Origin of the sequence: Paenibacillus sp. GXUN7292 (assembly GCF_050864975.1) — a bacterium.
Taxonomy (GTDB): Bacteria; Bacillota; Bacilli; order Paenibacillales; family Paenibacillaceae; genus Pristimantibacillus.
Window position 1 is genome coordinate 25630 of record NZ_JBOZWO010000007.1, and the last position, 24284, is coordinate 49913.

The 24284-nt window shown below is 43.2% G+C and carries 18 protein-coding genes; all 18 read right to left on the minus strand.

Features of this window, described 5'->3' with window-relative positions; all coding sequences use genetic code 11:
• Positions 1 to 67 precede the first annotated feature (67 nt).
• The 18 genes from ACRRU2_RS08550 to ACRRU2_RS08635 all read right to left on the minus strand — a co-directional run bounded on the left by ACRRU2_RS08550 (position 68) and on the right by ACRRU2_RS08635 (position 24249).
• Positions 68 to 1450, minus strand: coding sequence for an ABC transporter substrate-binding protein (locus tag ACRRU2_RS08550; protein ID WP_432500794.1), 1383 nt, complete (start codon positions 1448 to 1450; stop codon positions 68 to 70).
• 440 nt (positions 1451 to 1890) lie between these two features.
• Entirely contained in the window at positions 1891 to 4131 is a 2241-nt protein-coding gene (locus ACRRU2_RS08555; protein WP_432500796.1) for a helix-turn-helix domain-containing protein, read from the minus strand.
• Between the two features lie 692 nt (positions 4132 to 4823).
• Entirely contained in the window at positions 4824 to 5573 is a 750-nt protein-coding gene (locus ACRRU2_RS08560) for a Fic family protein (RefSeq protein WP_331697439.1), read from the minus strand.
• Between the two features lie 694 nt (positions 5574 to 6267).
• Positions 6268 to 6768, minus strand: coding sequence for a GNAT family N-acetyltransferase (locus ACRRU2_RS08565; RefSeq protein WP_331697440.1), 501 nt, complete (start codon positions 6766 to 6768; stop codon positions 6268 to 6270).
• A 57-nt stretch (positions 6769 to 6825) separates the two neighbouring features.
• Positions 6826 to 8388, minus strand: a complete 1563-nt coding sequence (gene nagZ / locus ACRRU2_RS08570; protein ID WP_432500797.1) for a beta-N-acetylhexosaminidase — start codon at positions 8386 to 8388, stop codon at positions 6826 to 6828.
• 107 nt (positions 8389 to 8495) lie between these two features.
• The gene (gene murQ, locus ACRRU2_RS08575) at positions 8496 to 9461 is read right to left on the minus strand and encodes an N-acetylmuramic acid 6-phosphate etherase (RefSeq protein WP_432500798.1); all 966 of its coding nucleotides are present in this window, start codon (positions 9459 to 9461) and stop codon (positions 8496 to 8498) included.
• Between the two features lie 89 nt (positions 9462 to 9550).
• Positions 9551 to 10423, minus strand: a complete 873-nt coding sequence (locus ACRRU2_RS08580; RefSeq protein WP_331697443.1) for a carbohydrate ABC transporter permease — start codon at positions 10421 to 10423, stop codon at positions 9551 to 9553.
• Positions 10424 to 10444: 21 nt separating this feature from the next.
• Complete coding sequence (locus tag ACRRU2_RS08585; protein WP_331697444.1) at positions 10445 to 11404, minus strand: ABC transporter permease; 960 nt, start codon at positions 11402 to 11404, stop codon at positions 10445 to 10447.
• Positions 11405 to 11642: 238 nt separating this feature from the next.
• Positions 11643 to 13259, minus strand: coding sequence for an extracellular solute-binding protein (locus tag ACRRU2_RS08590; RefSeq protein ID WP_331697445.1), 1617 nt, complete (start codon positions 13257 to 13259; stop codon positions 11643 to 11645).
• 456 nt (positions 13260 to 13715) lie between these two features.
• Positions 13716 to 14816, minus strand: coding sequence for an ABC transporter permease (locus ACRRU2_RS08595; protein ID WP_331697446.1), 1101 nt, complete (start codon positions 14814 to 14816; stop codon positions 13716 to 13718).
• Positions 14816 to 16087: an ABC transporter permease gene (locus ACRRU2_RS08600; protein WP_432500799.1), complete on the minus strand. Its 1272-nt coding sequence runs from the start codon at positions 16085 to 16087 to the stop codon at positions 14816 to 14818. The genes ACRRU2_RS08595 and ACRRU2_RS08600 overlap by 1 nt, the downstream gene beginning before the upstream one ends.
• 11 nt (positions 16088 to 16098) lie before the next feature.
• On the minus strand, positions 16099 to 17031 hold the full coding sequence (locus ACRRU2_RS08605; RefSeq protein WP_331697448.1) for an ABC transporter ATP-binding protein: 933 nt from the start codon (positions 17029 to 17031) through the stop codon (positions 16099 to 16101).
• Positions 17032 to 17145: 114 nt separating this feature from the next.
• On the minus strand, positions 17146 to 17790 hold the full coding sequence (locus ACRRU2_RS08610) for a response regulator (protein WP_432500800.1): 645 nt from the start codon (positions 17788 to 17790) through the stop codon (positions 17146 to 17148).
• Positions 17783 to 18940: a sensor histidine kinase gene (locus tag ACRRU2_RS08615; protein ID WP_432500801.1), complete on the minus strand. Its 1158-nt coding sequence runs from the start codon at positions 18938 to 18940 to the stop codon at positions 17783 to 17785. Before ACRRU2_RS08615 ends, ACRRU2_RS08610 begins: the two co-directional genes overlap by 8 nt.
• Positions 18941 to 19385: 445 nt before the next feature.
• Positions 19386 to 20603 (minus strand): MFS transporter, encoded by a 1218-nt coding sequence (locus ACRRU2_RS08620; RefSeq protein ID WP_432500803.1) that lies wholly within the window; start codon positions 20601 to 20603, stop codon positions 19386 to 19388.
• 19 nt (positions 20604 to 20622) lie between these two features.
• Positions 20623 to 21750, minus strand: coding sequence for a Gfo/Idh/MocA family protein (locus ACRRU2_RS08625; RefSeq protein WP_331697452.1), 1128 nt, complete (start codon positions 21748 to 21750; stop codon positions 20623 to 20625).
• Between the two features lie 126 nt (positions 21751 to 21876).
• A complete protein-coding gene (locus tag ACRRU2_RS08630) occupies positions 21877 to 22698 on the minus strand; it encodes a sugar phosphate isomerase/epimerase family protein (protein WP_432500805.1) in 822 nt (273 codons plus the stop codon).
• An 18-nt stretch (positions 22699 to 22716) separates the two neighbouring features.
• Positions 22717 to 24249: an ABC transporter substrate-binding protein gene (locus ACRRU2_RS08635; protein ID WP_432500806.1), complete on the minus strand. Its 1533-nt coding sequence runs from the start codon at positions 24247 to 24249 to the stop codon at positions 22717 to 22719.
• Between the last annotated feature and the right edge of the window lie 35 nt (positions 24250 to 24284).

Sequence of the window (24284 nt, forward strand, 5' to 3'; positions counted from 1 at the left end):
TTTGTGAAGCAAAACTGCTTCGGAAGCTCCTACCCGGCGAAAGGCCGCCGGATAGGGGTATTAAATATTAATTAAAAGAATTTTTCATTTCATTAGCTGCGTCGTCCAATGTTGCTTTAACGTCTTTATGACCGATAAAAATAGCTTGTGCTGCATTGACCAGCACTTGAGATATTGTGCCAAGCTCTGGAATAGGCGGATCCATTACTGGCGGAGCATAAAGATTTTCTTGGAAATCAAAGAACTGTGCTGCCATTGGATGTGCTTGCGCATATTCAGATGTGCCAGCATAAGCCTTGCTGCTTGGAATCATGCCTGATCCGGCAATAATCGCTTGCGCTTCATCAGATGTCATCCATTCCAAAAACGCCCATGCTTCATCAGGATGCTTAGTTTTCTTGGAGATCAAGGCTACGATCGGATTGTTATGCGGATTAGGCTTATAAGACTGGCCGTTGTATTCAACTACAGGCTGCGGCAATAGTCCGATATCCTCCATCAGCTTCGCATCCATTTCTTCTGTCATGCCAATAAACCAAGGACCATCCATCATCATTGCAGCTTGTCCATTCCAGAACATTTCACGGCTCACTTTTTTGTCGCGAGTTCCTGGAGGCGTCGCTTTCTCGTTGCTAATCAGATCTTCCCACCATTCAGCTGCCCATACATTCGCAGGCGAGTTGACGTTAATGCGGTCAGCTGTATAAGGACCAGCTTCGCCATCGCCGAAGTAGATGCCTCCGGACACTGGACGAGCTACCAGACGATACCACTCAGAAGATATGAAAGGATGTGAGCCGACAACGCTGGAGAAGCCGTATTGATCCAATCTACCGTCACCATCTTTGTCTACTCCCAATTTAATTGCCGCTGCTTTGAAATCATCTAGCGTCTTAATAGAAGCAGGATCAATTCCAGCTGCTTCGAACAATGATTTGCGATAGAAAATACCCGTTGAACCCCAAGCATAATTAGAAAGTGCATAGTAAGAGCCGTCTACTTTAGTTAATTCCTGTCCAACGAGATTCTTTTCTAAATCCGTTCCTTTAATTCGATCATCTAAATTAAGAAAAGTGCCTCCGCCTTGCAACGCGTTATAGGTTGCTACGTTTTCAGGATAAACCTGTACGATATCACCTTGCGTATCTGCAATAATTTCTGTCGTTAGCTTATCCCAGAAGTTTTCGTAATCTGTGCCGTGAACTGTAATCTCGACATTAGGATTCAGTTCATTGTAGCGCTTAATCAAAGCATCAATGGCGCTCTTGTGAGGCGCTTCCGCATATACGGAAGTTTCAAACGTTAAGGTGACTTTATTCGGGTTTTTACCGCCATTTGCCGAAGAATCTGGCTTATTCGTATTGGTACCGCTTGCGCAACCTGCGAGCATTGCGCCAATTACGCTTACTGCTGTCAGCACTGTAAAGCCTTTCTTGTATTTACTTACCATCGATCGACCATCCCTTTCACCTGAATCATATTCAGCAGCTTTTGTCGCTGTCTGCTGTAGCTATATATAATCATCAACATGATAGCGCATACAATAAACAGTTTTCTTATACCCAACTTTTATACCTCGTAATACCCGTTATGAATTGCCATTGTTAGCGTTTTATCGCTATGATTTTTTTCACAACGGGCCCGCTGATCCAACTTTTCTCTACCTGCAACTTTTTTCGTGAAACCCCTTACAGTGCGTAGTTACTGCGATTTAACAAAAAAATGAAAGCACGCGTAACATGAGCATGCAGATTTCTCTCAAAACTTTAGTGCAGGATAAGGATAAAGGAAGGGAGCAAGACAACATATAGTTTCTTCGGCTAAGGAGGTGCTGTTTCTCGAAAAAAAAATCCGGCCAAACGAGCATCTCGTTTGAACGGAGTAAATGGATCAATTGGAACTGTTCTTTTCTTTGCGATAATCGATTGGAGGCATGCCAACTATTTTCTTAAAAGTTCGCGCAAATGATATTGGACTGCTGTATCCAAGCTTTTCTGCTATTTCCTGAATCGGAATCGTTGTCTCGGCAAGCAAGGTTTGTGCTTCCTTCATTCGTAGGTCAATTAAAAAATCAACAAATTTCAATCCAAACTCTTCTTTGAATACACGGCTTAAATATTTACCGCTCATTCCGAACTTATCGCTCAAGTAGTCAAGCGACAAAGCCGGATTAGCAAAATCGCTTTCAATATAAGCCTTGACCTCCATAATAAGCTGCCCTTGATTGCGTGACTCTCTGGACTTGGCAATGCGGGTCTCAAAAAGCTCCAAAGTTGATAAAAACTCATGAGCGATATCTCCAAGCATTTCTACTTCCTTTAGCGTTCTTTGCAATGCCGGCATAACTTCTGTCCGCCAAAGCTTTTGATATTCTTCGCCCATCCCTTCGATACTTTTGTTCAGGGTAAATACGAAGTAGTTCATTACACTTTCAATATCCTTGCGAGAAGACTGGGCCATTTCGAATTGCTGCATCAATGACCGCAGTTCGGCCCGCCACTTCGAATCCGATAATTGCAGAAGGTCGACAATTTTATCTACCCTCTGAAAATGTGCGTACACTTGCCCGCTCTCAGAATGACGCTGCACCGTTGATGGAGTCAGCAGAACATTTCCACCGCTAATTGATTTATATTGCAGCGCCTCCAACGCTTCCAGATAAGCATCGCGAATATTTTCAGGATATTCAATCGGCTCGCCTAATCCAATCGATACACCGAACGGCAGCTCGGCTTTGACGCGATTATGCCACTGCAGAATCATTGCCCGCAAGTCTTCATCAGACTGCCCGCTCTCACCCATTAGCATAACGACCATTTGACTTGGGGTTGTCCACAGCTGCCAAACCCAATATTGTTCTGATTCTGCGCCAAATAAAACCAGCTTCTCTAATGTCTGCTTCCATGCATCCTGCTCCTGTGGCGTATAAGTACGAATCCATTCCGCCAACCGGTCAATTTCCATGACAAAAATACAGGTCTTTTTAAACTCTGCCGGCGCTCCTTGCGTCTCGGCTTCTGCTGCCCAATTATCAAGTGGCAACGTACGAATGCCTTCCAATAGCTCGTACATAAAGAAATTGCGCTTTATTTTCAAATTGTCCTGCAGCTGCTGTTGGAATCGGCTATTCTCATCCATCATGGATTCTAGAGTAGCATTAATAAATTGGAATTCACCCTCGTAAGCTTGCTTCCCTTCAGAAACACCCCTTGATGTGTAGGTTTCCAGCTGCGTTACTAAACGATGAATCGGACGGTAATTCCTTCTCGTCACATAAATAATCCATCCAAGTGAAATGATACAGACGACAACGCCTAGCACAAACCAAGCATCAAATAAAGTAGTAAAAAACTGAATCGATCGTGCGCCCTTCAGGCTGCTTACTATGCTCCACCCTGTGTATTCGGATATTGATTTTGACGATGCTGCACCTGTACCTTCAATTTCCTTGGATGCGCCTGATTGAAGACTAAACATATCATTGTTAAGCTTATCCAACAGATGCAGTCGCGTCACATCCGGGCTGTACATATCGCGCACCAGCGCTTGAAGACTCGATGCATTCACATTGACAACAATTAAACCATATTTATCGGAAAAGATAGATACACTTCGCGTTAAGCTAACTACCGCGCTTTCATTGTCGGAGGAAAGCTCCTTGTACATTCGCAGATCCGACCACTTGCTGTTAGGCTCCTGCAGCCTTTCTTGAATAAAGGCCTGATCTGTAAATTGATCGACATGATAGGTCGTACTCATATTTAATACTAATTGATCTTGTGAACGAACCATATAAACAGAATGAATCAGCGGATTTGCTATCTTAATCGCTGAGAGCTCATTCATCACTTCCACTTGAAGACTCAGATCATTTTCGATAGATGGCTGTGTAAAATAACGAAGGATGGTTCGATTTCGCAGCATCTCCAGCGTAACTTTCTGATCAATGGCGGCCAGTGAGGAATCGATCACCATCATCGCTTGTTTGGCAACAAAATCGTTTGACTTCTGTGCAGCTATACTATTGTTTGTGCTTAGCATTCTGAAAAATATAAAAAATAAAAAAGCGGATACAATTAAAAATACTGGAACATATGACAGCAGCATCCGAGTTAACCATGTACGATTCATGTTGCCCCTCCCCTGGTTGTAATGATTTAACGAAAACTCGAACGTATTTTATTATAACCAATCAAAAACCAATCAAAAAGTTTTTTTCCTCTTATAAATTTCGGCAGCTTAATTCAAGAAGGTATTTTATTGCTAAATAGAATAGTTTTAAAGACATTTACCTCGATATGGACCGGAGGACACAATGACTTACGGCAGAAAAGTAAAATGGCATAAATAAGCAGGCGTTCTTTCCGCTGCAAGATAGCAAAACGATCTGGGCTTTGAGCAAATCTTCAATATGCTCAACCCCGGCGATTACAATGCGGAATGCGTGCCGTTAACAGTTACAGGATAAGTTCATTTCTAATTGATATTTCATTCTATCTTTCAATGCGGCATCAGGTCGATCCAAATCAATCTCAATCGTAACGATATGTTTCATATTACACTTCGGCTGATTAGGCGGAATCATCGGCTTCGAGCGCGAGCATAATAAACATGTACACAATATTCATCTTATTAACAATAAAGGCCCGGCACATGGCCAGACCTTTAACATACATCAAATTGTGTGTTTCGCTACCCTTTGCTCCTATTTTGATAACTTTCGCTACCTAATTAATCGCTATTCGTGGATACTAAAAATGGCTGTTGAGACTCCTCGACAGCCTGAAATAACGATGACTCGTTCCTTTGATCAATCTTTACAACTAATCTAACTCCTCTGCCATTTCTAACACGGAAATATATCGTATTAATTCTGCTTGAACATATTCTTGTACAAGTTCGATAAGTTTAGAAGGATCTCCCTCATTCTCGTGGTAGAATTTAAAGCTATCGTAATACCTGCGTGTGTCATGAAATTTCATATTAATAGGTGGATAACCAGCTGATAACAAGTCAAGGTTCATCAGCAGTCTGCCTGTTCGTCCATTCCCGTCGATAAAAGGATGGATGCTTTCAAATTTCAAATGAAACAGTGCAACTCTCTCTACTACGTGCATATCTTTCATAGTTGTATGATATTCCTCTATCATCCGTTCCATAAGACTAGGAATTAGATAAGGGGACGCAGGTTGATGGCTAGATCCTGTAATCATTACGGGTACGCGACGATACACTCCTTTATCGCTGGGGGCCCCCATTAACACAAGATAATGAATATCTTTAATGATTTGTTCAGATAGTTCCCTTTTCTCTTTCACCACTTCTTCTACATAATAGTATGCTTCTTTATGTCCAACGGCTTCTAAGTGATGACGAAGCGGCTTTTTATCAATTGTGATGCCTTCCTTCAAGACAAGTGCGGTTTCCTCCAACGTCAATGTATTGCCTTCGATAGCGTTGGAGTTATATACAAAATCAATCATAAAATCCTCTCCTAACCGCTTCACACTTTCTGGAGAAAGCGGGCGTAAGGACTTTAACTTGGCGAACAACCTATCTATTTCTTCAAACAATCTGTGTCACCTCTTTCCTACTTTTGATTATCATTTGTTTAATTATACATACACACAGCAAGTCATGTAAAATGCTATGTGTATGATATTGCGGCTACCCTTATGATTTACAGTTGTTCTTGTATTTCCTTTTGTTGAAGTTCGGGCTAGAATGGTGATCATCTTCAGCTATATCGATTGGGCGACCATCGTCTAGAAATTGGACCTGCTAATAAATTATGTGATAATGCATATGAAAATTCATATAAGAAGGGTTTCTAGTAATTCAACGATCAGTAGTTAAAGGAGTTTTAGTGGTTGGTGATAAAGGGGCTGGGAAAACAAGTATGCTTTTAGAGTATGTGCTCAATCATCAAGAACATATTATCAGCTAATGAACGAACATATTTATGGTTTCTTTATAACAAGCCTGTTTTTACAGGGTGGCCTTCGGTTTTAAGGGCTTGAGGAAATCGGGATTAATTATGCAAGATCCATACCATTAAAGGCCATATTCATTAAACAGTTTGAACCGAATTTTCCGAAATATACGATTGAAGTTGTAGGAAAGAAAGAATTCTACAATCATTTTATTCACCATATATATACACCAGTCGACCCATATTATCCCGATTGGATGGGAGTATCCAAAGGGAGCATGAAAGACGAATAGGACAGAGCATATGCTCTGTCCAAACCTTTGCACAGTTAATTATTAATTATTCGCCTCGGCTTTCTTAGCCCTCTTCCCAAGAAAATCTTGGTAAATACCTGGCGTTGAACCCGGGATCAGGGATGCCCCCACCGCTTTTTCATAAAATTCAGCAGGACCTACACCGCCGATAATGGCATATACATAACCCGCTTCCCGCATACTGTGAAGACTTTTAAGCAGCAGCGCTTTACCTAGCCCTTTTCCCTGCTCGGAATCAAGCACTCGCGTAGGACCGAAAAAATTAAGCGCTGTTGCATCATAACAGGCGTAACCAAGAATATCTGCGCCTCTAGTAGCCAAATAGCAGGTAATTGGTGCGCGGGAGAAGGATACGTCGCATTCACTCGCCGCATTGCGGGTAGAATGCTCTGCGACCCACTCCACAACGCGATGCTTGTCAGGAGCCAGGGCACGATGAACACGTATCCCTTCCTGCTCCAGCTTAGCCAAAAGCTCCTCCTGAGGAGGTAGATTCAGTAGATTTACTAGCATGTCTGCCATATCAGATTGACTCCTCTTCTGGTATACAATTTTATTACATTCTCTATTAGCGTAATGCTACTCAGACAATACAGTAACCGTTGGCTTACCGGTTGCTGCTGCTTTGCCTTGAAGCACATTTGCGACAGCATCAAATACTTGATCTGTATATTCATAAGCAGCCAGCGACCAAACAGTTGGATTCAAATGTCTTAAATCATACGGATTGCGCAAAGCAACTGCCACAACTGGTGCCGACCCGGCTGCCAGAGAGTTTACCAGTTCCAATTGACCTTTATATAAATGGCCATTGTACGTGCCTACAACGATACAGCTCGCCTGAGAGGCTTGCTTAACAAGCTCGGCAATTTCTTCAGCCGCAGGATCAGAAGAGCTGACCAAGGCCGTGCCGCCTAGCTTCTCCGCCATATAAACCGGGAAAGAAAATGGATCATCATCCCGATTAGAGACCATCGTTGCCCGGAAAGCAGGACAGCCGAGAAAGTACGGATTTTCGCCCAGCTCAGGGAATTTGCCGCCAGGCACGCGAATAGGTGTTAATGTTTCCTGCAAAAGCTTGAAGTTGGCCTCCATATTCGATTCGCAGCCAACAATTGCGTAATCAGGTACAGGCCGGTCCAAATAATTGTCTTTAAGCGCAGAAATACGAGCTAACGATTGCTCCCACTCTGCAGCATCAATCTCTCCTGCCTCCAGGGCTTCCCGGATAGCAATCGCCGAAGCTTCCGCTACAGAAGCGGTATGCGAAATCAGCACCATATCCGCTCCGGCTTTGATCGCATCAACTGTTCCTTGTACCGTACCAACCGTATGCTGGATTGCTTTCATCTCCATGCAATCGGTCATAATAAGACCTTCGTAGCCCATTTCTTTGCGCAGCAGATCCGTTAAAATGCTGCGAGACAGCGTTGCCGGCTGCTTAGCATCAAGCTTAGGAAACAAGATGTGTGAGGACATTACAGCTGGAATGCCCGCTTTGGCCGCAGCTTGGAAAGGCACAAGCTCATTTTCCCAAAGCTCATCCACCGATTTATCGACGGTTGGAAGCGCTAAGTGAGAATCCACACTTGTATCGCCATGTCCCGGGAAATGCTTCGCACAGCTTAATACGCCTCCAGCATCCAAGCCTCGCATCATAGGTAAAGCATATTGAATAACAGTCTCCGGCTTTTCTCCATAGCTGCGAACACCAATTACCGGGTTGGCATCGTTAGAGTTTACATCCAGCACAGGAGCCAGATTGAAATTGACGCCTAGCGCGAGAAGCTCTTCCGCTGTCATTCGTCCTGCCGCATAGGCGTTATCAGGGTTGCCCGTAGCTGCAATAGCCATAGCTCCCGGTATGCGAGTAGCATCGCCAGGCAAGCGGGAAACTGCGCCTCCCTCTTGATCGATTGCGATAAATGCCGGACGCCCCGTTTCCTCTTGCACCAGCTTCTGAATATCGCGGCAAAGCTCGCGAAGCTGCTCCTTACCGGTTATATTCCAAGCAAACAATATTACATTGCCAATCTTCCATTTTTTTATAAGCTGAATAAAGGCTTCGTCCAAATAAGGGCCGTCAAAACCAGCCATCATTCGTTGTCCTACTTGATAAATAAGCGATGAGTTCGTATTCATAATTATTCCTCCAAGCATAGGCTGTGAAATCCCCTAATTACTAAAAGGGCAGCAGCCGTATATACGGTGCCGCTCCTCCGAATTGTTAGTATAATGCCGTATGAAAGCTAAATTGCATCGTCTACCGGCTCGCCGCTTTGATCCATTCTGCTGCCTGGGACCGCTTGACCTTTAACTTTGCGGATGGCCGCCTTAAGCCTGCCGTCGTTTTGCTCGAGAAGCAAAGAGGCTTCCCTGGCATCCGTTTCTGTCTCCAGCATCATAATAGCCGTCTTCACATGCATTCCTGCTTGCTTTAAAGCTTCAACAGCTTGCTGCTCCGATGCGCCTGTTACTTCGCGCACTATACGAACAGAACGGTCATAAAGCTTGCTGTTGCTAGCTTTCAAATCTACCATTAAATTGTTATATACTTTTCCCAGCTTGATCATCACGCCAGTTGTAAGCATGTTAAGCACGAGCTTTTGGGCTGTACCGCTTTTTAGTCTAGTTGATCCTGTAATGACTTCTGGACCAACGACAGGAGCGATACAAATATCGCACACTTCACTTAGCTTGGAATTCTTATTGGTTACTACACCTACTGTTGCAGCACCGCGTTGATTAGCTTCCCTGATCGCACCTAGTACATATGGTGTAGAGCCGCTGGCTGCAATTCCGATCACGACATCTTTAGGCCCAATGCCCTTGTCGCGAATGAGAGATGCGCCGCTTTCAGCATCATCCTCACAGCCTTCCACAGCGGTACGTAGCGCTGTATCGCCTCCTGCGATATAGGCTTGTACGAGTGTTGGATCTGTACCGTAAGTTGGAGGACATTCACTGGCGTCAAGTACGCCTAGTCGGCCGGAAGAGCCCGCGCCAACATAGAACATCCTGCCCCCGTTTTTTAATGAATTATATAACACGTCGACTGCATCAGCGATTTTATCAATTTCTTGACGTACCGCCAGAGGCACTTTCTGATCTTCCTCATTCATGAGAAGCAGCATCTCTTGAGTACCGCATTCATCAATGGAAGTGGTCGCCGGATTGATCATCTCCGTTGTTAATTGAGCGAAGTATGAAGTCATGAGTCATCCATCCTTTTTTTGGACGCGATAGAGGTTTGTCTGTCGAACGCTCTGCGTTTAATAAATAGTGCAATTCTAAATTGTAAAGCTTAACCCTTAACCGATCCAACCGTTAGACCTGCAACGAAGAAACGTTGAAGCAATGGATATAGAATGATAATCGGAAGAGTTGAAGTAATAATTACAGCAGATTTAATAGATAGTGCAATCGTACTCTTATCTGCTGACCCAGCGCCGTCACCAACCATTGTCGTACCATTAACGATATTACGCAGGTATAGCATTACTGGGTATTGACTTGTATTTAGATAAATCAATCCGTTAAACCAGTCGTTCCAGAAGAATACGGCTGTAAACAAACCGATCGTCGCAAGCGCAGGCGTTGACAAAGGCAAGATTACACGGCGCAAAATACCGAAATAATCCAAACCGTCAATAATCGCTGCTTCTTCAATTTCTGAAGGAATGGCACGGAAAAAGTTAATCAAAATAATCAAGTTAAACTGATTGATCGCAAACGGCAATAGCATTGCCCATACTGTACCTGTAAGATGCAGATTGGAAATCAGCAAGTAGGTTGGAATAAGCCCGCCTGAGAAAAACATGGAAAATACAATCAGCATCATAACAAGCTTATGTCCTTTAAGAAAACGCTTGGACATGGCATAGGCAAATATGGTTGTGACCATCAAGGAAATAAAAGTACCGACTGATGTATAGAAAAATGTATTTCCATACGCTCTAAAGAAATTGGGATACGTAAAAATTTGTTTGTATGATTCAAAGTTAAAGCCAACTGGAAGCAAGGTTACTTTACCGTTAATAATCGCTTCCGGGCTGGAGAATGAAATAGCCAGCATATATAGAAATGGCACGAAGCATACGATAATAACAAATCCCATTACTCCGTAGATCAACACATCAGCAAGTGTTATCGGACGTTTTTTAGTTTGTGCAGACATAGGTAGCCGCTCCTTTCTAAGTTAGTAGATACTTTCTCCTGAGAATTTTCTACTTAGCCAATTCGTACTGGAGACAAGGATGACACCGACAACGCCGCTAAACAGTCCGATTGCTGTCGCGTAGGAATAGTTCTGATTAGCAAGACCCGTACGATAAACAAGTGTGTCTAGAATATCGCTGACCATCGCGTTTGATGGTGTGTAAAGAAGCAATACTTTTTCAAAACCAAGACTTAGAAGTGAACCAACATTCAATATAAGCATAACCATGATGGTTGACATAATCGATGGAATTGTAACGTATATGACTTTCTGGAATCGGCTTGCTCCGTCAATATCGGCCGCTTCAAACAGCTCGCGGTTAACGCCTGTTATTGCTGCCAAATAAATGATGGCGGTCCAGCCTGTGTACTGCCAGGTCTCGCTGAGTATATAAATCGGACGGAAATACTCCGGTTCATTCACAAAGTAAATAGGATCCATGCCAAATAATGACCCTAGTAATTTATTAAGCAAGCCAGAGCTAGGCGATAGAAGCTCGCTAATAATAGCAATAACAACTACGGTTGAAATAAAACGCGGCATATAGGAAATTGTTTGTACAAATTTCCGGAAACGCTCATGGCGCACTTCGTGTAAAAGCAATGCAAATATAATCGGAATAGGGAAGTTAATTAGAATATTGGCAAAAGATAAAATCAATGTATTGCTAAATGCACTCCAAAAAGTAGGATCATTAAAGAATCGTTCAAAATAAGCAAAGCCTACCCACTCTGTTCCATATGGCCCCATACCAGGACGATATCTTCTGAACGCAAGTACGTTACCAATAAGAGGAGCATATTTGAAAAGTAAAAAGTGACATAATGGCAGCAGCATCATGACGTAAAGCTGCCAGTAACGGCGTAAATGGCTTCTCTTACGAGAACGCGGGACGGTTATTTCGCCTTTGGTATTTCCAGAAATTGTTGTATCAGTCATATCCATCACCTTCTTCGCATGGTTGAGACACAGTGGGCTTGCATTCTCGGTAGAACAAAGACCTGCTGAAAATGTTGGTCAACTCTAAACCATTTTTCAAGCAGGTCCTTATTCGAGTCGATTGCATAGAAAGCGCCAGCCTTGTGTTGCTATCTCTTAAAAGCTGAGCTGCTTTCTTAATTCCAAGAGCTGAAGCTGCCTTCAAGCTCTTGGATGTTCAAAGTTCTCAGATGCATAATTATTTCAAGTTATCGTTGTAGATTTTGTTGAATTTCTCAATTTGTAGTTTCTTCATATCGTTAACATATTGATCCCAATCCTTATCCAGGCTCTTCTTGCCAGTTAGGAAAGCGTCTGCCCACACTTCAAATGAATCAAGTAAAGGCGTTTGCAATGAGCTTGCTTCCTCAGCTGTCATATCATCAAACAACGGAGTTGGAGGAATATTTTGAATCGCTGTATCCATGGCTGCTACTGTTGCATTAATTTGTGCGTAATTCTCATCATATTTAGTCATTTCACGAGCATTTACCCAAACCAATTGAGTAACGTCAGAGCCTGCGCCGTATTTCAACTGCATATGCTTGTAAATACCGTCTGCCGAGTTCACAATTTCATCTGTATACTTGATTTTGTCGCCATCCATAGTGTAAGTTACACCTTCCACGCCAAGGCCCCAAATTTTAGCACCTTCATCGGAGAAGAACATCGCATCAACAGTTTTAACAACGCGCTCGAAATCTTTGCGGTCAGCAGTCTTCTTAGGGAAGATGATACCTGAGCCCGTGCTGCTCTTTTGCTGATGGTGGGCACCAGACGGACCTTCTAGCGGTGGATACATTTGAAGCTTAAAGCCAGCTTCTGTAGCGCCGCTTGTTACGCCGCCAATTTGATCATAGTAAGCATAAGTTGCAAAGGATTTGCCTGTTGCAAGCTTTTGAGACCACTTGTCGCCATCGATTGGATCTGCCATCTCTGGGTCAAGAAGACCTTCAGCATACAGCTTGGAGAAGAATTGCATATACTCTTTGTATTGATCGCTAATTGCACCTGGGAAGTAAGTTTGTGTGTCATAATCCCAGCTAAGTGTATTTGTACCAGATGCGCCGTTTTTACCTAGGCTGACGCCGAATGAAGGCATTGTCATACGGTATAGAACGCGAGGTCCGGCTAGAATAGTTAGCGGGTAAGAATCTGGGTTTTCTTTCTTAAATGTAGACAATACATTGTAAAGATCGTCAAATGTTTTTGGAGCTTCTAGATTGTACTTCGCAAGCAAGTCTTCACGAAGGATAAGTCCGCCATCGTAGAAAGGCTTGTCATATAGGGATGGCAGGTAGTAACGCTTGCCGTCTTTCAGGTTCAAGCTGTTTACTGCATCCTCCAAACCAAACTCTTTTACTTTTGCATTAAAGTTTGGTGTCCAGTCCGCATAATCACTGATTGGAACGATCGCACCGTTTAGGGCAAGAGAAGCATTCTCTCCCTTAGTGGACTGATAAAGAATAACGTCAGGTACGTTATTACCAGTGTTAAGTGCTAGAGAAACTTTTGTTTGGTAGTCTGCAATTGGAATAACTTCAAACTTAACATCAACATTGAAACGTTTTTGAATTTCTTGAACGACTAGCCAATCTTTCTGGAATGGCAATGTTGCGTTATCAGAGTAGAACATTGTAATCTTCAAAGGTTCTTCTTCTTTACCTGGAGTAGGAGAGCTTTCTGCTCCAGGGCTTGTGGACGGCTGTGATGATTGTCCACCATTATTGTTGTTTTTGGATCCGCACGCTGTAAGAGTAAGCGTTAACAACATGACTGAGATAAGAACAATGAGAGCGCTTTTTTTCTTAAACATACTTTGGATGACCTCCCTGATTCTAATTATAACGCATCATGTGATACTAACATTCAGTAGGCTGCCCAACGCTGCTGAGCAATATCCTATGCTGTTGAAATGAATGATATCATTTTTTATTTCGAAGGTCAACGATTTTTCTGAAATTTTATTTCAGAAATTGTAAGGGCTTTCGCTGTTTTTACTAAAATTTCTACTTGATTAAAACGAATGTTTTGCTGGAATCGCGGAAATTCACTGAAAAACCTGCATATCATACATCTAGCGCCAAACATTCATTTCCATAATGTTACACCAATCGACCCACTTTATTTCAATTAAACCTTCAAACAAGGATACACGGCTATCGCCGTCCTTTGGACGACCTCTCTTGAGAGGCTCTCAAGTTATCTGAAATGAAAAAGCCAGTCACTGGTTCATCTCCAGTGACTGGCCAATTAAATATAATTCATCGAATCACGACTTCCTTTTGCGCTCAACTAAATTAATGCCAACTCCCATATACAAAACGCCAAGTAGAAGCATGAATGCGAGCGGTAGCGCGATATCATTCAAGCCTGCATCATAGATGGCCACCTGCATCAGCGCATCCATCGCATACGCCAGTGGAAACAGGTCCGCAATAAACGTTAAAATCGGGTTATCCATCGTTCCAGGCATCATATACGCGCCGCTGACTAATGGAATTAAAGGAATTAATGAAGGATAAATGGCATAAAACTGTTCCGGCTTGCTGACGAATCCTGTTATCAGCATTGCTAAGCTAATAATACTAAATGAAAAAATGGCGATAATTCCTATAATTAAGCTAAATTGATTGCCTAAGTCGTAATTTAACACATATCGAAAAATGATTAATACGACAGAAATTTGAAAAAACGTCATGCAAAAGCTGTAAAGCAGATAACCTAAATAAATGCTTGTTTTACTCACTGGTGAAAGGATTAATCGATTCCAAATACCCGAAGCCTTGTCATGAGTTACCGCATTAACCTTAAATCCAGCGACAAACAAGGCCACTAATAACGTAAAAGCAAACATAAGCTGAGTGCCCATATTATGCTGCGACAAAACATTTCCGTCAACCATCTGCTTCGATATACGAAAGGGCGGATCAGCCATATAACGGTCCACTTGCTCTCTAGTCTCATTCAAATCATTGGAAAGGCTTTGAATAAGCAGCTCTTGCTCAAAGACTTTGTGGACATATTGCTCTACCTGCTGTACGGTCGAAGAATCGGAAACAGCTATAATACGATAATCATTCTCCATGAGCTTGACTGCGACTTGACTTTGACCAGTCTGCACTTGTTGGCGCGCCAGCTTGGCGTCATTGATTTTAAAATGGTAGTAGGCCCTCCCATCATTAAGCAGTTCAGCCCATTTTTCTTCAATCTGCTTCGAATTATCCTCTTCGCTAAAGATCATAATTGAAGTCGGACCTTGCGTTGATCTGGCAAAAAGTAATGTTAATATAATGCTTAGACCAATAAAAAGAAGAACAACGATCGGACTTCGTCGATCTTTTGCAAACTGAGTCATAAATATGGACCACATTAACCTTCACCTCTTTTGGGATAGAGCGCTACCCCCGCAGCTATACACGCTGCAGAGAAAATAACGAGCGCAAGTAATGGCATTTTCATCGCTGCCAGCTCCTCAAATTGAATCCACTTTGAAAGTACAGCTAATGTCAAACCATTTGGAGACCATTCGCCTATTTGCTGCACCCATTGCGGGTATAAATAGATCGGAACAAAATTACCACCGATTAGACCTAGTACCATTGTGATAAGCATGAACAGACCATTTGCAGCATCTGTACTATTTAACTTCAACATAATCGAGGTATATAACGCAGATAACCCTGCCATGCACATGGCATAGACTGTAAGCACCATTATTAGCCCCATCCAGAAATCTATTGATTTTCCGTCGAATACATTCATCAATAAATGGGAAACGATAATGACTAATAAGCTTTGCAGAAAGACTAATAAAAAAGTAGCAAATGTTTTACCCATCAAAAACGAGAGTGGTCTCGAATTCGTTATCATGATTCTGTTAAATACTTGCTCTCTTTTTTCTGCACCAGTTTTTTCAGCGACGCTTGATGCCATAAATAAGGGAAAGAGCAAGCCTATCGCGAGTGTAAAGTACTGAAGCATCGTAAAAGGCTTTGAGCCTCCGACGATTTCTCGGCCGCCTTCAAGCAATGGACCAACCGCTGACGCGGAATCAACTGCTTCGCCTGCCACTTTATGCAGAGCTATTTGTAAATTAATTTGGTCAAAGTACTCGTTAATCACGTTATCAATTATAAATACATTCATAGTATCTTCTTTCACATAGAAAGGAAGGGAGACCGATGCGCCTTGATCAAGTAATACTGCATTTAAGGTTTCATACGTATACCCTTGCGGAATTTTAATAAAGCCATCGATGGCCGCTTCCTTCACCTGTTGAATCGCTTCTGCCTCGCTCAGCTCGCTAACCGTTAGCCACTGTAATAGATCTTCATGCTGCAAGTAATTATACAAGAGCGTGATCGGAGAACTTTGAGCGGCTTGCGCAGCTAACGCTTGTGCAGCTTCCGATTTCATATCCATCGCCAATACATGCTGTTCAAATTGCTTGATCCCTTCCGCTTCATTATCTTCATTCACGATTGCCAGCTTAAGAGCTACTGGGTTTGAATCCGATCCGATCATTCCTGAAAATGCAAAATTTAATACAACAATCAATATAATCGGAAATAAAAGTACTGTAGCTGTTTCCCTGCGATTTCTCCAAAACAGCAGCAAGTCTTTTTTTATAAAATTCAGCATGCTACCCCCCCTTAATCCCGAAGCGTTCGCCCAGTTAGATGTAAAAATACATCCTCTAGACTAGGAGTTACCAGCTGATAATTAATCATTTCAGTACCAGCCTTATCAGCCTCCCGCACTAATTGGCTAATAAGATTGCTTTCTTTTTTGGCAATAATCGTAATGCCATCCTTTGTGCCTTCAATATGACGTACATTGGCAAAAGCCTTAACAGCCGCCATAAATGCTTCGCTCGGCCGATTAAGCTGCACATGTATTTTATCTTCATTTGATAAAATGCTGAGCAGCTCTGATTTACTGCCTGAAGCTATTATTTTGCCATGGTCCATAATGTAGACTCTGTTGCATAATTGTTCAACCTCTTCCATGTAATGGCTCGTATAGAGGACAGTTGTCCCGGATTGTATATTTAGCTTTCTTACCATATCTAAGATGTGATTACGTGATTGAGGATCAATACCGACGGTTGGCTCATCTAAAATCAATATTTTTGGATTGTGCAGCAAAGCAGCAGCAATATTTATCCTTCGCTTCATTCCTCCAGAGAAGGTTTTTATAATATCCTTCTGCCGATCGCTAAGTCCAACCATATCAAGCACATACTGAATGCGCTCGGCTAGCAATCTTTTTTCCATTTTATAAATTCTTCCAAAAAATTTTAAATTTTCGTAAGCTGAAAGCTCTTCATACAAGGCAATTTCCTGCGGAACCACGCCAAGCACCTTTCTAATTTCGGAAGGATTAGAAATCGTGCTCTTTTTTTGAAACTTTATATCGCCTGAAGTCGGTTTTATAAGCGTTGAAATCATAGAGATCGTTGTTGACTTTCCCGCACCATTCGGTCCGAGCAATCCAACAGATTCCCCTTCATCCAAGTAAAGATTAACTTCATCTACTGCCACCTTGCCTTTGAACGACTTACTTAGCTTGTATGTCTCCAGCATCGGACACCCTCCTGTAACTTGATCATTTTTTACATCATAAATGAAAAAAGACCAAAGCAGATACTCTCTCTGGTCACAAGTTCATGTTTAAGGCATTACTTTAGTCATTTATTTTTAAACGAGATGATGGCTGATCGCATATATAGCGAGCTGGGTCCGATCTCTAAGCTCAAGCTTATTCAAAATTTGCGTCACATAATTTTTGACGGTTCCAACGGAAAGAGCCAATTTGTCGGCTATTTCACGATTATTTAAGCCTTCGCCTATACAAGTCAATATTATGCGCTCTCTTGGGGTTAGTGATGGATCGGGCTCATTTTTTTCGGCTTTCTTTTCTTGCTTCCCAAGCAATACTGGCATAACCTTTGCTGCAATCTGGTCTTCAATTGACAAACCGCCTGCAAAGGCACTTTTAATGGAACGAATCAACGACTCCGTATCTCCATTTTTCAGTAAATAACCGTTAACACCAATCTTTAACGCGTTCATGACATAGTCGTTATCATCAAATGTCGTTAGGATCAGCAGCCTCATATTCGGCCAACGGTCATGAATTATTTTTGATGCTTCGATTCCATCCATTTCTGGCATTCGAATATCCAGTACTGCTATATCAAAAAATTGCTTCTCGCAAAGCGCAATTGCTTCTTTGCCGTTATTGGCCTCTCCTGTCACACGAATGCCCGGGTCGGTCTCCAGCATGAACCTCAGCCCTTGCCTGATCATCACTTGATCTTCTGCTAACAATATTCTAATCACCAATGCCCCCCCTATCTACTAAACTTATCCACCCTCTAACCACAAATTGGCCGGAAATTCTATATACGTCCAAATCGCCGTTTATTTTTTTTAGCCTTTCCCGCATTGACGTAAGACCAAACCCTTCTTTGAAATCATTGGATTCCATATAAGGATTACTAATTTCAAACCGAAAAACACTGCCCCCAGGCATCTCAAACAGCACTTTGGCTTCTCTGGATTTGCTATGCTTCATAATGTTTGTTAAAGCTTCCTGTACAGAGCGATAAATAGCAAATGATTGCTCACCAGTAAGAGGCGCACTAAAGGCACCGTGATTGACCGTAAAATGAACCCTCAGAAAGCTGTCGCTTTCCATCTTACGGATTAACCGCATAATACCCTGCAGTCCACCCGTCTCATTATGCTTTAACGTTTTTACTGCCCGTCTTGTTTCCTCCAAGCTTTCATGAGCAAGCTTTTTTAACGAAAGTATTTGGGACTGCACTTGTTGCTGATTTTGTTCTGAATTTAACCGAAACATTTCCAGCTGCATCAGAAGTGCTGTTAATTTATGCCCTACCGAATCATGAATTTCACGACCGATTAATATCCGCTCTTCCTGTCTGGCCACTTCTTCCTCGGATGCCTGTTTTCGTTTCAATGCCCTATATTCGGCCAGCAGCGCATCATACCTCGAATTTGCGAAGCGTTCTCCGTCAAGCTTTATTTTATAAGCTGTGGCAGCACTAAACAGCAGCAGCATATAGCAAGCAAAAAATAGCTTGAAGGATAGCACTGCGTCAGCCTTTATTACCAATACGCCGATCCCTGCTGCAAGCTCGATAGCTATAATGATGCAGAAAAATAGAGATTTAAGACGGTACACCATTTCCCCAACTATTAAAGCCACAATAAGCAGAAAATAGGGAGTTAACATTTCCTGATTTACCGGATAAACCGTAATAACTGCAAAAATTATTTTCACTCCAAATAACACCGCTAATATTTTCTGTTTTTCTTCTAAAAGGGGCAGTAGAAAAAAAACACTAAAATAGCCCGATAAACTAAATAAACGCCAATATTCACTTTCAAAATCAGATAAATACCCATACATAGCAGCCGCCCACATTGCAATATGCAGGGTGATCCCTATGACATAAGACTTCAATTTAAATCCCCCGTAACCTGTTTTCATTCATGAGATAAATGATAAACGTTCAGCATTGGATCATTCAATAGACTAAGCGTAACATATAATTGGCAAGGATAAACGGCAGAATAGGATAAGTGTGCAAAACTTATCTCAACTTTCGAAGCTTAAATTTGTATTGAGCAATGATAAACTTCTAACGGTTGCCACAAACGCTATTCGTGCAAAAATGACAGCTTCAATTTTCTAACGGTTCCTATTACGCTTAATTTCCCAAAATACACTGTTTTGCTCGAGAAATGGCATAATAGCGCTCGTTGCAACCGTTAGAGTAACTTTGGCAGTAAATTTCGTTGTGATTAAAAAAGCCCCAGCACATCAAAGGTGCCGGGGCATGCTTTATCGTTTTCAATAATTATCGCTTAACAACGATTTGTATTCATGAAATGTTTGATCTTCCCTTTCAGCCCTGCAACGATTTCGCTTTCCCTTGAACGCCATGCCTGCTGTCAGCCGATCTGACAAATTGCCACAGCAGCAGAAAACCGAATGCTCCTACTACTGTTGCGGCCAAACAGATCCGGTACAACACAGCGGAGCTCAATTCCTCGAACATCCAGCCGCCAAGAACGCCTGCGGCAATTCCAGATATACCGCCCCACGTCAACCCGTATACGGCCTGCCCGCTGGAACGATATTCGCCAGGCACGAGATGGGAGGTCAACTGTGTACCAATGTAATAGTAACCGCCGAAAGTCACAGAATGCAGCAATTGTACAAATACAACCTGGAGTGCCGAAGCTGCCAAGGACATAAGCAGCCAGCGCAAGGAAAACAGCAAGCAAATAATGATGAGCCATCCCAGCATCGTTTGTGATTTCTTCTTCAAATATTTGTCCAGCAGCAGGAAGACAGGCACTTCCAATATGGCAGTGGCGAAAGCTGACCAGCCAACCAGTGTATCCGAACCGCCAAGATTTCGGATATGTATGCCTAGAAATGTCATATTGATAGAGTTCGGAATGGAGATCAACACCCCGAGAAGCACAAATAATAGAAAGTATTTGTTTTTAAATACCTGCAAATACCCTTTATTTGAAAATTTCCCCTTCAATTCTCTTTCGTTGCCGCTAGGCATTAAGAAGGTAAAAAAGATAGCGAACAGCATCATAACGTCAAATACAATCCAGAGCCTGCTAATACCAAGCCAGCCAATGACGGGGCCGGCAGCGACAGCGATCAGTGCCCAGCCGAGCGACCCCCAAACCCGAAACTCTCCGAATTTATGCTTTGTGCCTTCAATAACATTTAGTATTAAGCTATTGCTCTGCGTAAATAAAGGGGTTTGAAAGGCAAAAAACATTAGCATACAGGTAAAAATGACCGGATATTCCTGCGTCATGAATACAAATTGCATACAAATGAAATTACCGATCAAACAAATAAGCAAAATCACCTTATTATTTCGCAACCGATCTGCCCAATATGCCCAAAATGGATTGGCTAGAAGACCGACAAGCGGTCCTCCGGCGACGAGCAAGCCAATCTGTACAGTGGAAATACCGAGCTCCTTCAAATATAAAGCAAAAAAGGTGCTGTAGATCGCAATCGCGCCATAAACAACGAAATTGAACACTTTCAGCATCCGCAGCATGTTCCGGCTGACAGTAAGGCTGGACACGATCATTTCATCCCCTTCGCTATACATTTACATTCGTCGTAGTGGAATGCTCTATAATTTCTTGTGCGGTCACTTCACGCCCAAGCTGATCGGACAAATATATTCCTTCACTGATGAGCATCGTTTGCAGGGCGATCTCAGCAGTTGGCAGCAGTGGAACACGCCCCTGCAGTGCGGCAATCCAATGATGCTGTGAAGAACTGTATGCATCATAATCCGCCTTCAATCTGCTCCAACGCAAGTCCATGTCATCAAGGTTGATTACACTATCCATATCGATGTCGCACTGTGTCGTATGGAAAGTAAGCGGGCCCGGTACCCCCGGATAAGAAGCAGCAGGAAGACGCAATCCGCCGCGGTTGCCGGCGATGCTGGAGCCTTCGAAGCCGCCCAGATGCATGGACCATGCTTCGATTAAATCAAGCGTTATGCCGCCTTCGAAGCGGACAAGGCCGAGTCCAAGTTCCTCCACATCGAATCCTGATTCAGCCTGTCTTGCTGCATCCATTTCCATCTCCTGATAAATCTTGCCTGATACTCTGCTTACTTGGGGAAGATCGAGCAGATACAGCATTTGAGCAATATGATATACGCCCATATCCAACAGAGCGCCACCGGCTGCCGTTTCTTTTCTGTTGAAAAACTTCGTGCCATAACCATCTACGAAAGGACGCCCCCGCCGTCTGAAGCCTGTAGAGCGGGCATGATACAGCTTGCCGAGCTTGCCGCCTTCGATTAAAGCTTTTGCCGCCTTCGTTTCCTTGCGATACAGCGTATTGAGCTGAATATGCAGCATTCGGTTAGAAGCATTGGCTGCATCGAGCATCGACTTTCCGTCATAGTAGGTGCCCGCTATCGGTTTTTCGCAGTAAACATGCTTGCCTGCCTGAAATGCCTCATTCGTAACAGGTGCGTGGAAGTTATTATGCAAACAGACATCGACCGCTTCAATATCGCTTCGTTGCAAAAGCTCACGAAAATCAGTATAGACATCAGGGATGCCGAAACGAGCTGCAGCAGCACGAGCAGCATCCTCATTAATATCACAAACCGCAACGACCTCTGACTCTTTTATTTTAGCATAATTATCCAAATGAGTCTGACCGATCAAGCCGGCGCCGATAACGCCAATTTTTACTTTTTTCATAATCAATTATGCCTCCAGTCGTTTATTGAAGAGTGCCGAGTGTAGATTAGGCAAAAAGCAACGGTGAAAAAGGGCGGTTACTACAAGCAAGGTTCGGCCGCCCATAATTAACCGGCACTCTGTTCCTTAGTTATTTAATGCTTTATGCAGTACTTTCTTCATGGCCGCCAGAGTCCATTCAACCTCCGCATACTGATTGTCTGGCGCATTATGCTCAATTGCCCAGTAGCCGTCGAAGCCAGCATCGAGAAGCACGCGGGCAATTTGTACCGAGCGCTGCTCATTCGCTAATGTATTAGCGCCAAAATGAACATGGCATGCCCATGGTGCAATAATGCTGTCACCTAGCTCAGGATCAACCTTCCAGCGGTCAACGTGATGGAGCACTCCAAAATTAGGGTGGTTAACCGCCTCGGCAATCTGTTTTAAGAAATGCGGGTTGAGCGAAGGGCCCATATGGTTTTCTGGACCGATCATAAACCCATAATCAGCAGCGATCTGACAATATTCCTGATAGCGGGTAACAATATGCTCAAACTGCTCTTCATTCATCTTATAAAAGTCGCCGTTCGGATCATTCGAATAGGAGCCTCCTGTGTCGATACGCACGGTTTTGGCGCCGAGAATGGCCGCCGCATGCAGATGCTGCAATGCATTCTGATATTGCAGCTCACGCTTGTTCTCGTCCGGATCCCATAATGCCGCCGTATCAATGGCAATATTAACAACCGTCATTTGCTTTTCATCCAGCGCTTCGCGAATTTTCCGCAAATAGGCTTCATCTGCCAGCCTCCATATATCGGTGCTTTTATCTACGAAAAAACCGTTATACAAATCTACTGTGCTAAGATGATAACGATGTTTGACCGACTCCAGGTAGCCGAATACGTCCATCTTTCCAGCAAGAAAAGTATTATTGAAAGAATAACCGCCAATTGAAAGTTTCATAGCTGCAGTACTCCTCTATTATTTATTTTCAGCCCATTCATCGAGCTGCTTTTGCTTTTCAGCAATGACCTTATCAATGCCTGCATCTTTTAGAGCAGCAATGAACTTCGGAAGGTTAACCTCAGGGTCCAGGGTGCCCGTTTCCAGCGCCATGCTGTACTGACGTGTCACATTGCTGATAGCAGCAAGCTCCGTCTTCACTGGAATCGGATTGTAAGTAAAGCCAAGAGCCGCAGATTTTTTCGATTCTCGATTAAATACCTCCATTTCTTTCCACAATTCAGGGATATCTGTTGCCCATGTATACGAAAGCAGCTGATTGCCGAACATCCAGCCTTGACGCAAGTTAAATCCGCTATTAGTAGAGTCTACGCCTGGCGGAAAATCAATTGAGCTCTCGGACACTTTGGCGTAGTGCTTGCCTTCAATGCCCCAGTTGATCAAGTTAACCAAATCAGGATCAGAATTAAGCAGATTGAGGAACATCATCGTACGTGCCGGATCCTTGGAGTTAGTAGGAATTCCCAGCATGATGCTAGTAATATTCGTTGTGCTCGTAATTTGATGCCCAAGACTTACAGACGATAATTTTGTTTCTGTTCTGTTCTCTGTTTGAGCAACGGCGCCAGGTTTTCCTTTGCTAATTGTGGCAAATCCAACATTGGCCTTAATATAATCGACAGCCGTTTCATTGCTGGTAGCAGCATCCTTGTGAATATAGCCAGCCAGGTACCATCTGCGAATTGTTTTAAGCATGTCGGCATATTCGGGCGTTTCATAAAGATTGACGACCTTCAGCTCATCCAGATTAGGCAGGACGCCGATGTAATCGCCCAATATATCCCACTGTGTCTCTAACAGCCGGTTGCCGATCGAGGCAGCTGCGCTTGCCTTGCCCAGTACATTAATATTCGGTTCATTCTCTTTAATGACTTTGAAAATAGCATCCAAATCATCGAGCTTCTTCACATTATCAAGACTTAAATTGTATTTTTCCAATAGATCCGTCCGCATTAGGACAATTGGGTCGGAGGCGAAGTCCCGAATGCTCGGAACAGCGTAAGTTTGGCCGTTTACCTTGGAAGCTGCCAGCACTTCAGGCTGAAAAGCCTTTATAATGTCCTGCCCGTGCTCTTGCAGCAAATCATCAAGCGGGAGAAGCTGTCCTTGGGCAACCTGGCGGGAATAGCTGCTGCCTCCCGTTACAATTAAATCAACCTGCTCCTTGGAGGTCAGCATGAGGATCGATTGTTGATCCCAGGCTGCTGGCTCGATACGCACGAGCTTTACGGTTGCATTAATCTTTTCCTTCGTAATTTTGCTCATTTCTTCAGCTACGAGATCGAGATCCTTTTGCGCAGGCCCATAGAAAACGAGATTAATTTCATAAGGCGGAAGCTCACTAGGCTTTGGACTGCTTCCATCCCCGTCCTTCACACCGGCGCTATTTGTTGGAGTACTATTCACTTCCTTCGAATTACCGCAAGCGGAAAGCAGCAATGCCGCCGTAAGCATAATAGCTAACCAGACGAAGCCGACTTTTCTAATCATGGAATAACCCCCATTAAAATATTGGTCAAGCAAGC

What these genes read in the sequence shown, in the direction of transcription:
- ACRRU2_RS08585 (WP_331697444.1), bottom strand. Translation starts at nt 11,404, where the DNA reads ATGACTGATACAACAATTTCTGGAAATACCAAAGGCGAAATAACCGTC.
- nagZ (WP_432500797.1), bottom strand. Translation starts at nt 8,388, where the DNA reads ATGAATACGAACTCATCGCTTATTTATCAAGTAGGACAACGAATGATG.
- ACRRU2_RS08595 (WP_331697446.1), bottom strand. Translation starts at nt 14,816, where the DNA reads ATGTGGTCCATATTTATGACTCAGTTTGCAAAAGATCGACGAAGTCCG.
- murQ (WP_432500798.1), bottom strand. Translation starts at nt 9,461, where the DNA reads ATGACTTCATACTTCGCTCAATTAACAACGGAGATGATCAATCCGGCG.
- ACRRU2_RS08600 (WP_432500799.1), bottom strand. Translation starts at nt 16,087, where the DNA reads ATGCTGAATTTTATAAAAAAAGACTTGCTGCTGTTTTGGAGAAATCGC.
- ACRRU2_RS08555 (WP_432500796.1), bottom strand. Translation starts at nt 4,131, where the DNA reads ATGAATCGTACATGGTTAACTCGGATGCTGCTGTCATATGTTCCAGTA.
- ACRRU2_RS08590 (WP_331697445.1), bottom strand. Translation starts at nt 13,259, where the DNA reads ATGTTTAAGAAAAAAAGCGCTCTCATTGTTCTTATCTCAGTCATGTTG.
- ACRRU2_RS08565 (WP_331697440.1), bottom strand. Translation starts at nt 6,768, where the DNA reads ATGGCAGACATGCTAGTAAATCTACTGAATCTACCTCCTCAGGAGGAG.
- ACRRU2_RS08550 (WP_432500794.1), bottom strand. Translation starts at nt 1,450, where the DNA reads ATGGTAAGTAAATACAAGAAAGGCTTTACAGTGCTGACAGCAGTAAGC.
- ACRRU2_RS08625 (WP_331697452.1), bottom strand. Translation starts at nt 21,750, where the DNA reads ATGAAAAAAGTAAAAATTGGCGTTATCGGCGCCGGCTTGATCGGTCAG.
- ACRRU2_RS08605 (WP_331697448.1), bottom strand. Translation starts at nt 17,031, where the DNA reads ATGCTGGAGACATACAAGCTAAGTAAGTCGTTCAAAGGCAAGGTGGCA.
- ACRRU2_RS08580 (WP_331697443.1), bottom strand. Translation starts at nt 10,423, where the DNA reads ATGTCTGCACAAACTAAAAAACGTCCGATAACACTTGCTGATGTGTTG.
- ACRRU2_RS08635 (WP_432500806.1), bottom strand. Translation starts at nt 24,249, where the DNA reads ATGATTAGAAAAGTCGGCTTCGTCTGGTTAGCTATTATGCTTACGGCG.
- ACRRU2_RS08630 (WP_432500805.1), bottom strand. Translation starts at nt 22,698, where the DNA reads ATGAAACTTTCAATTGGCGGTTATTCTTTCAATAATACTTTTCTTGCT.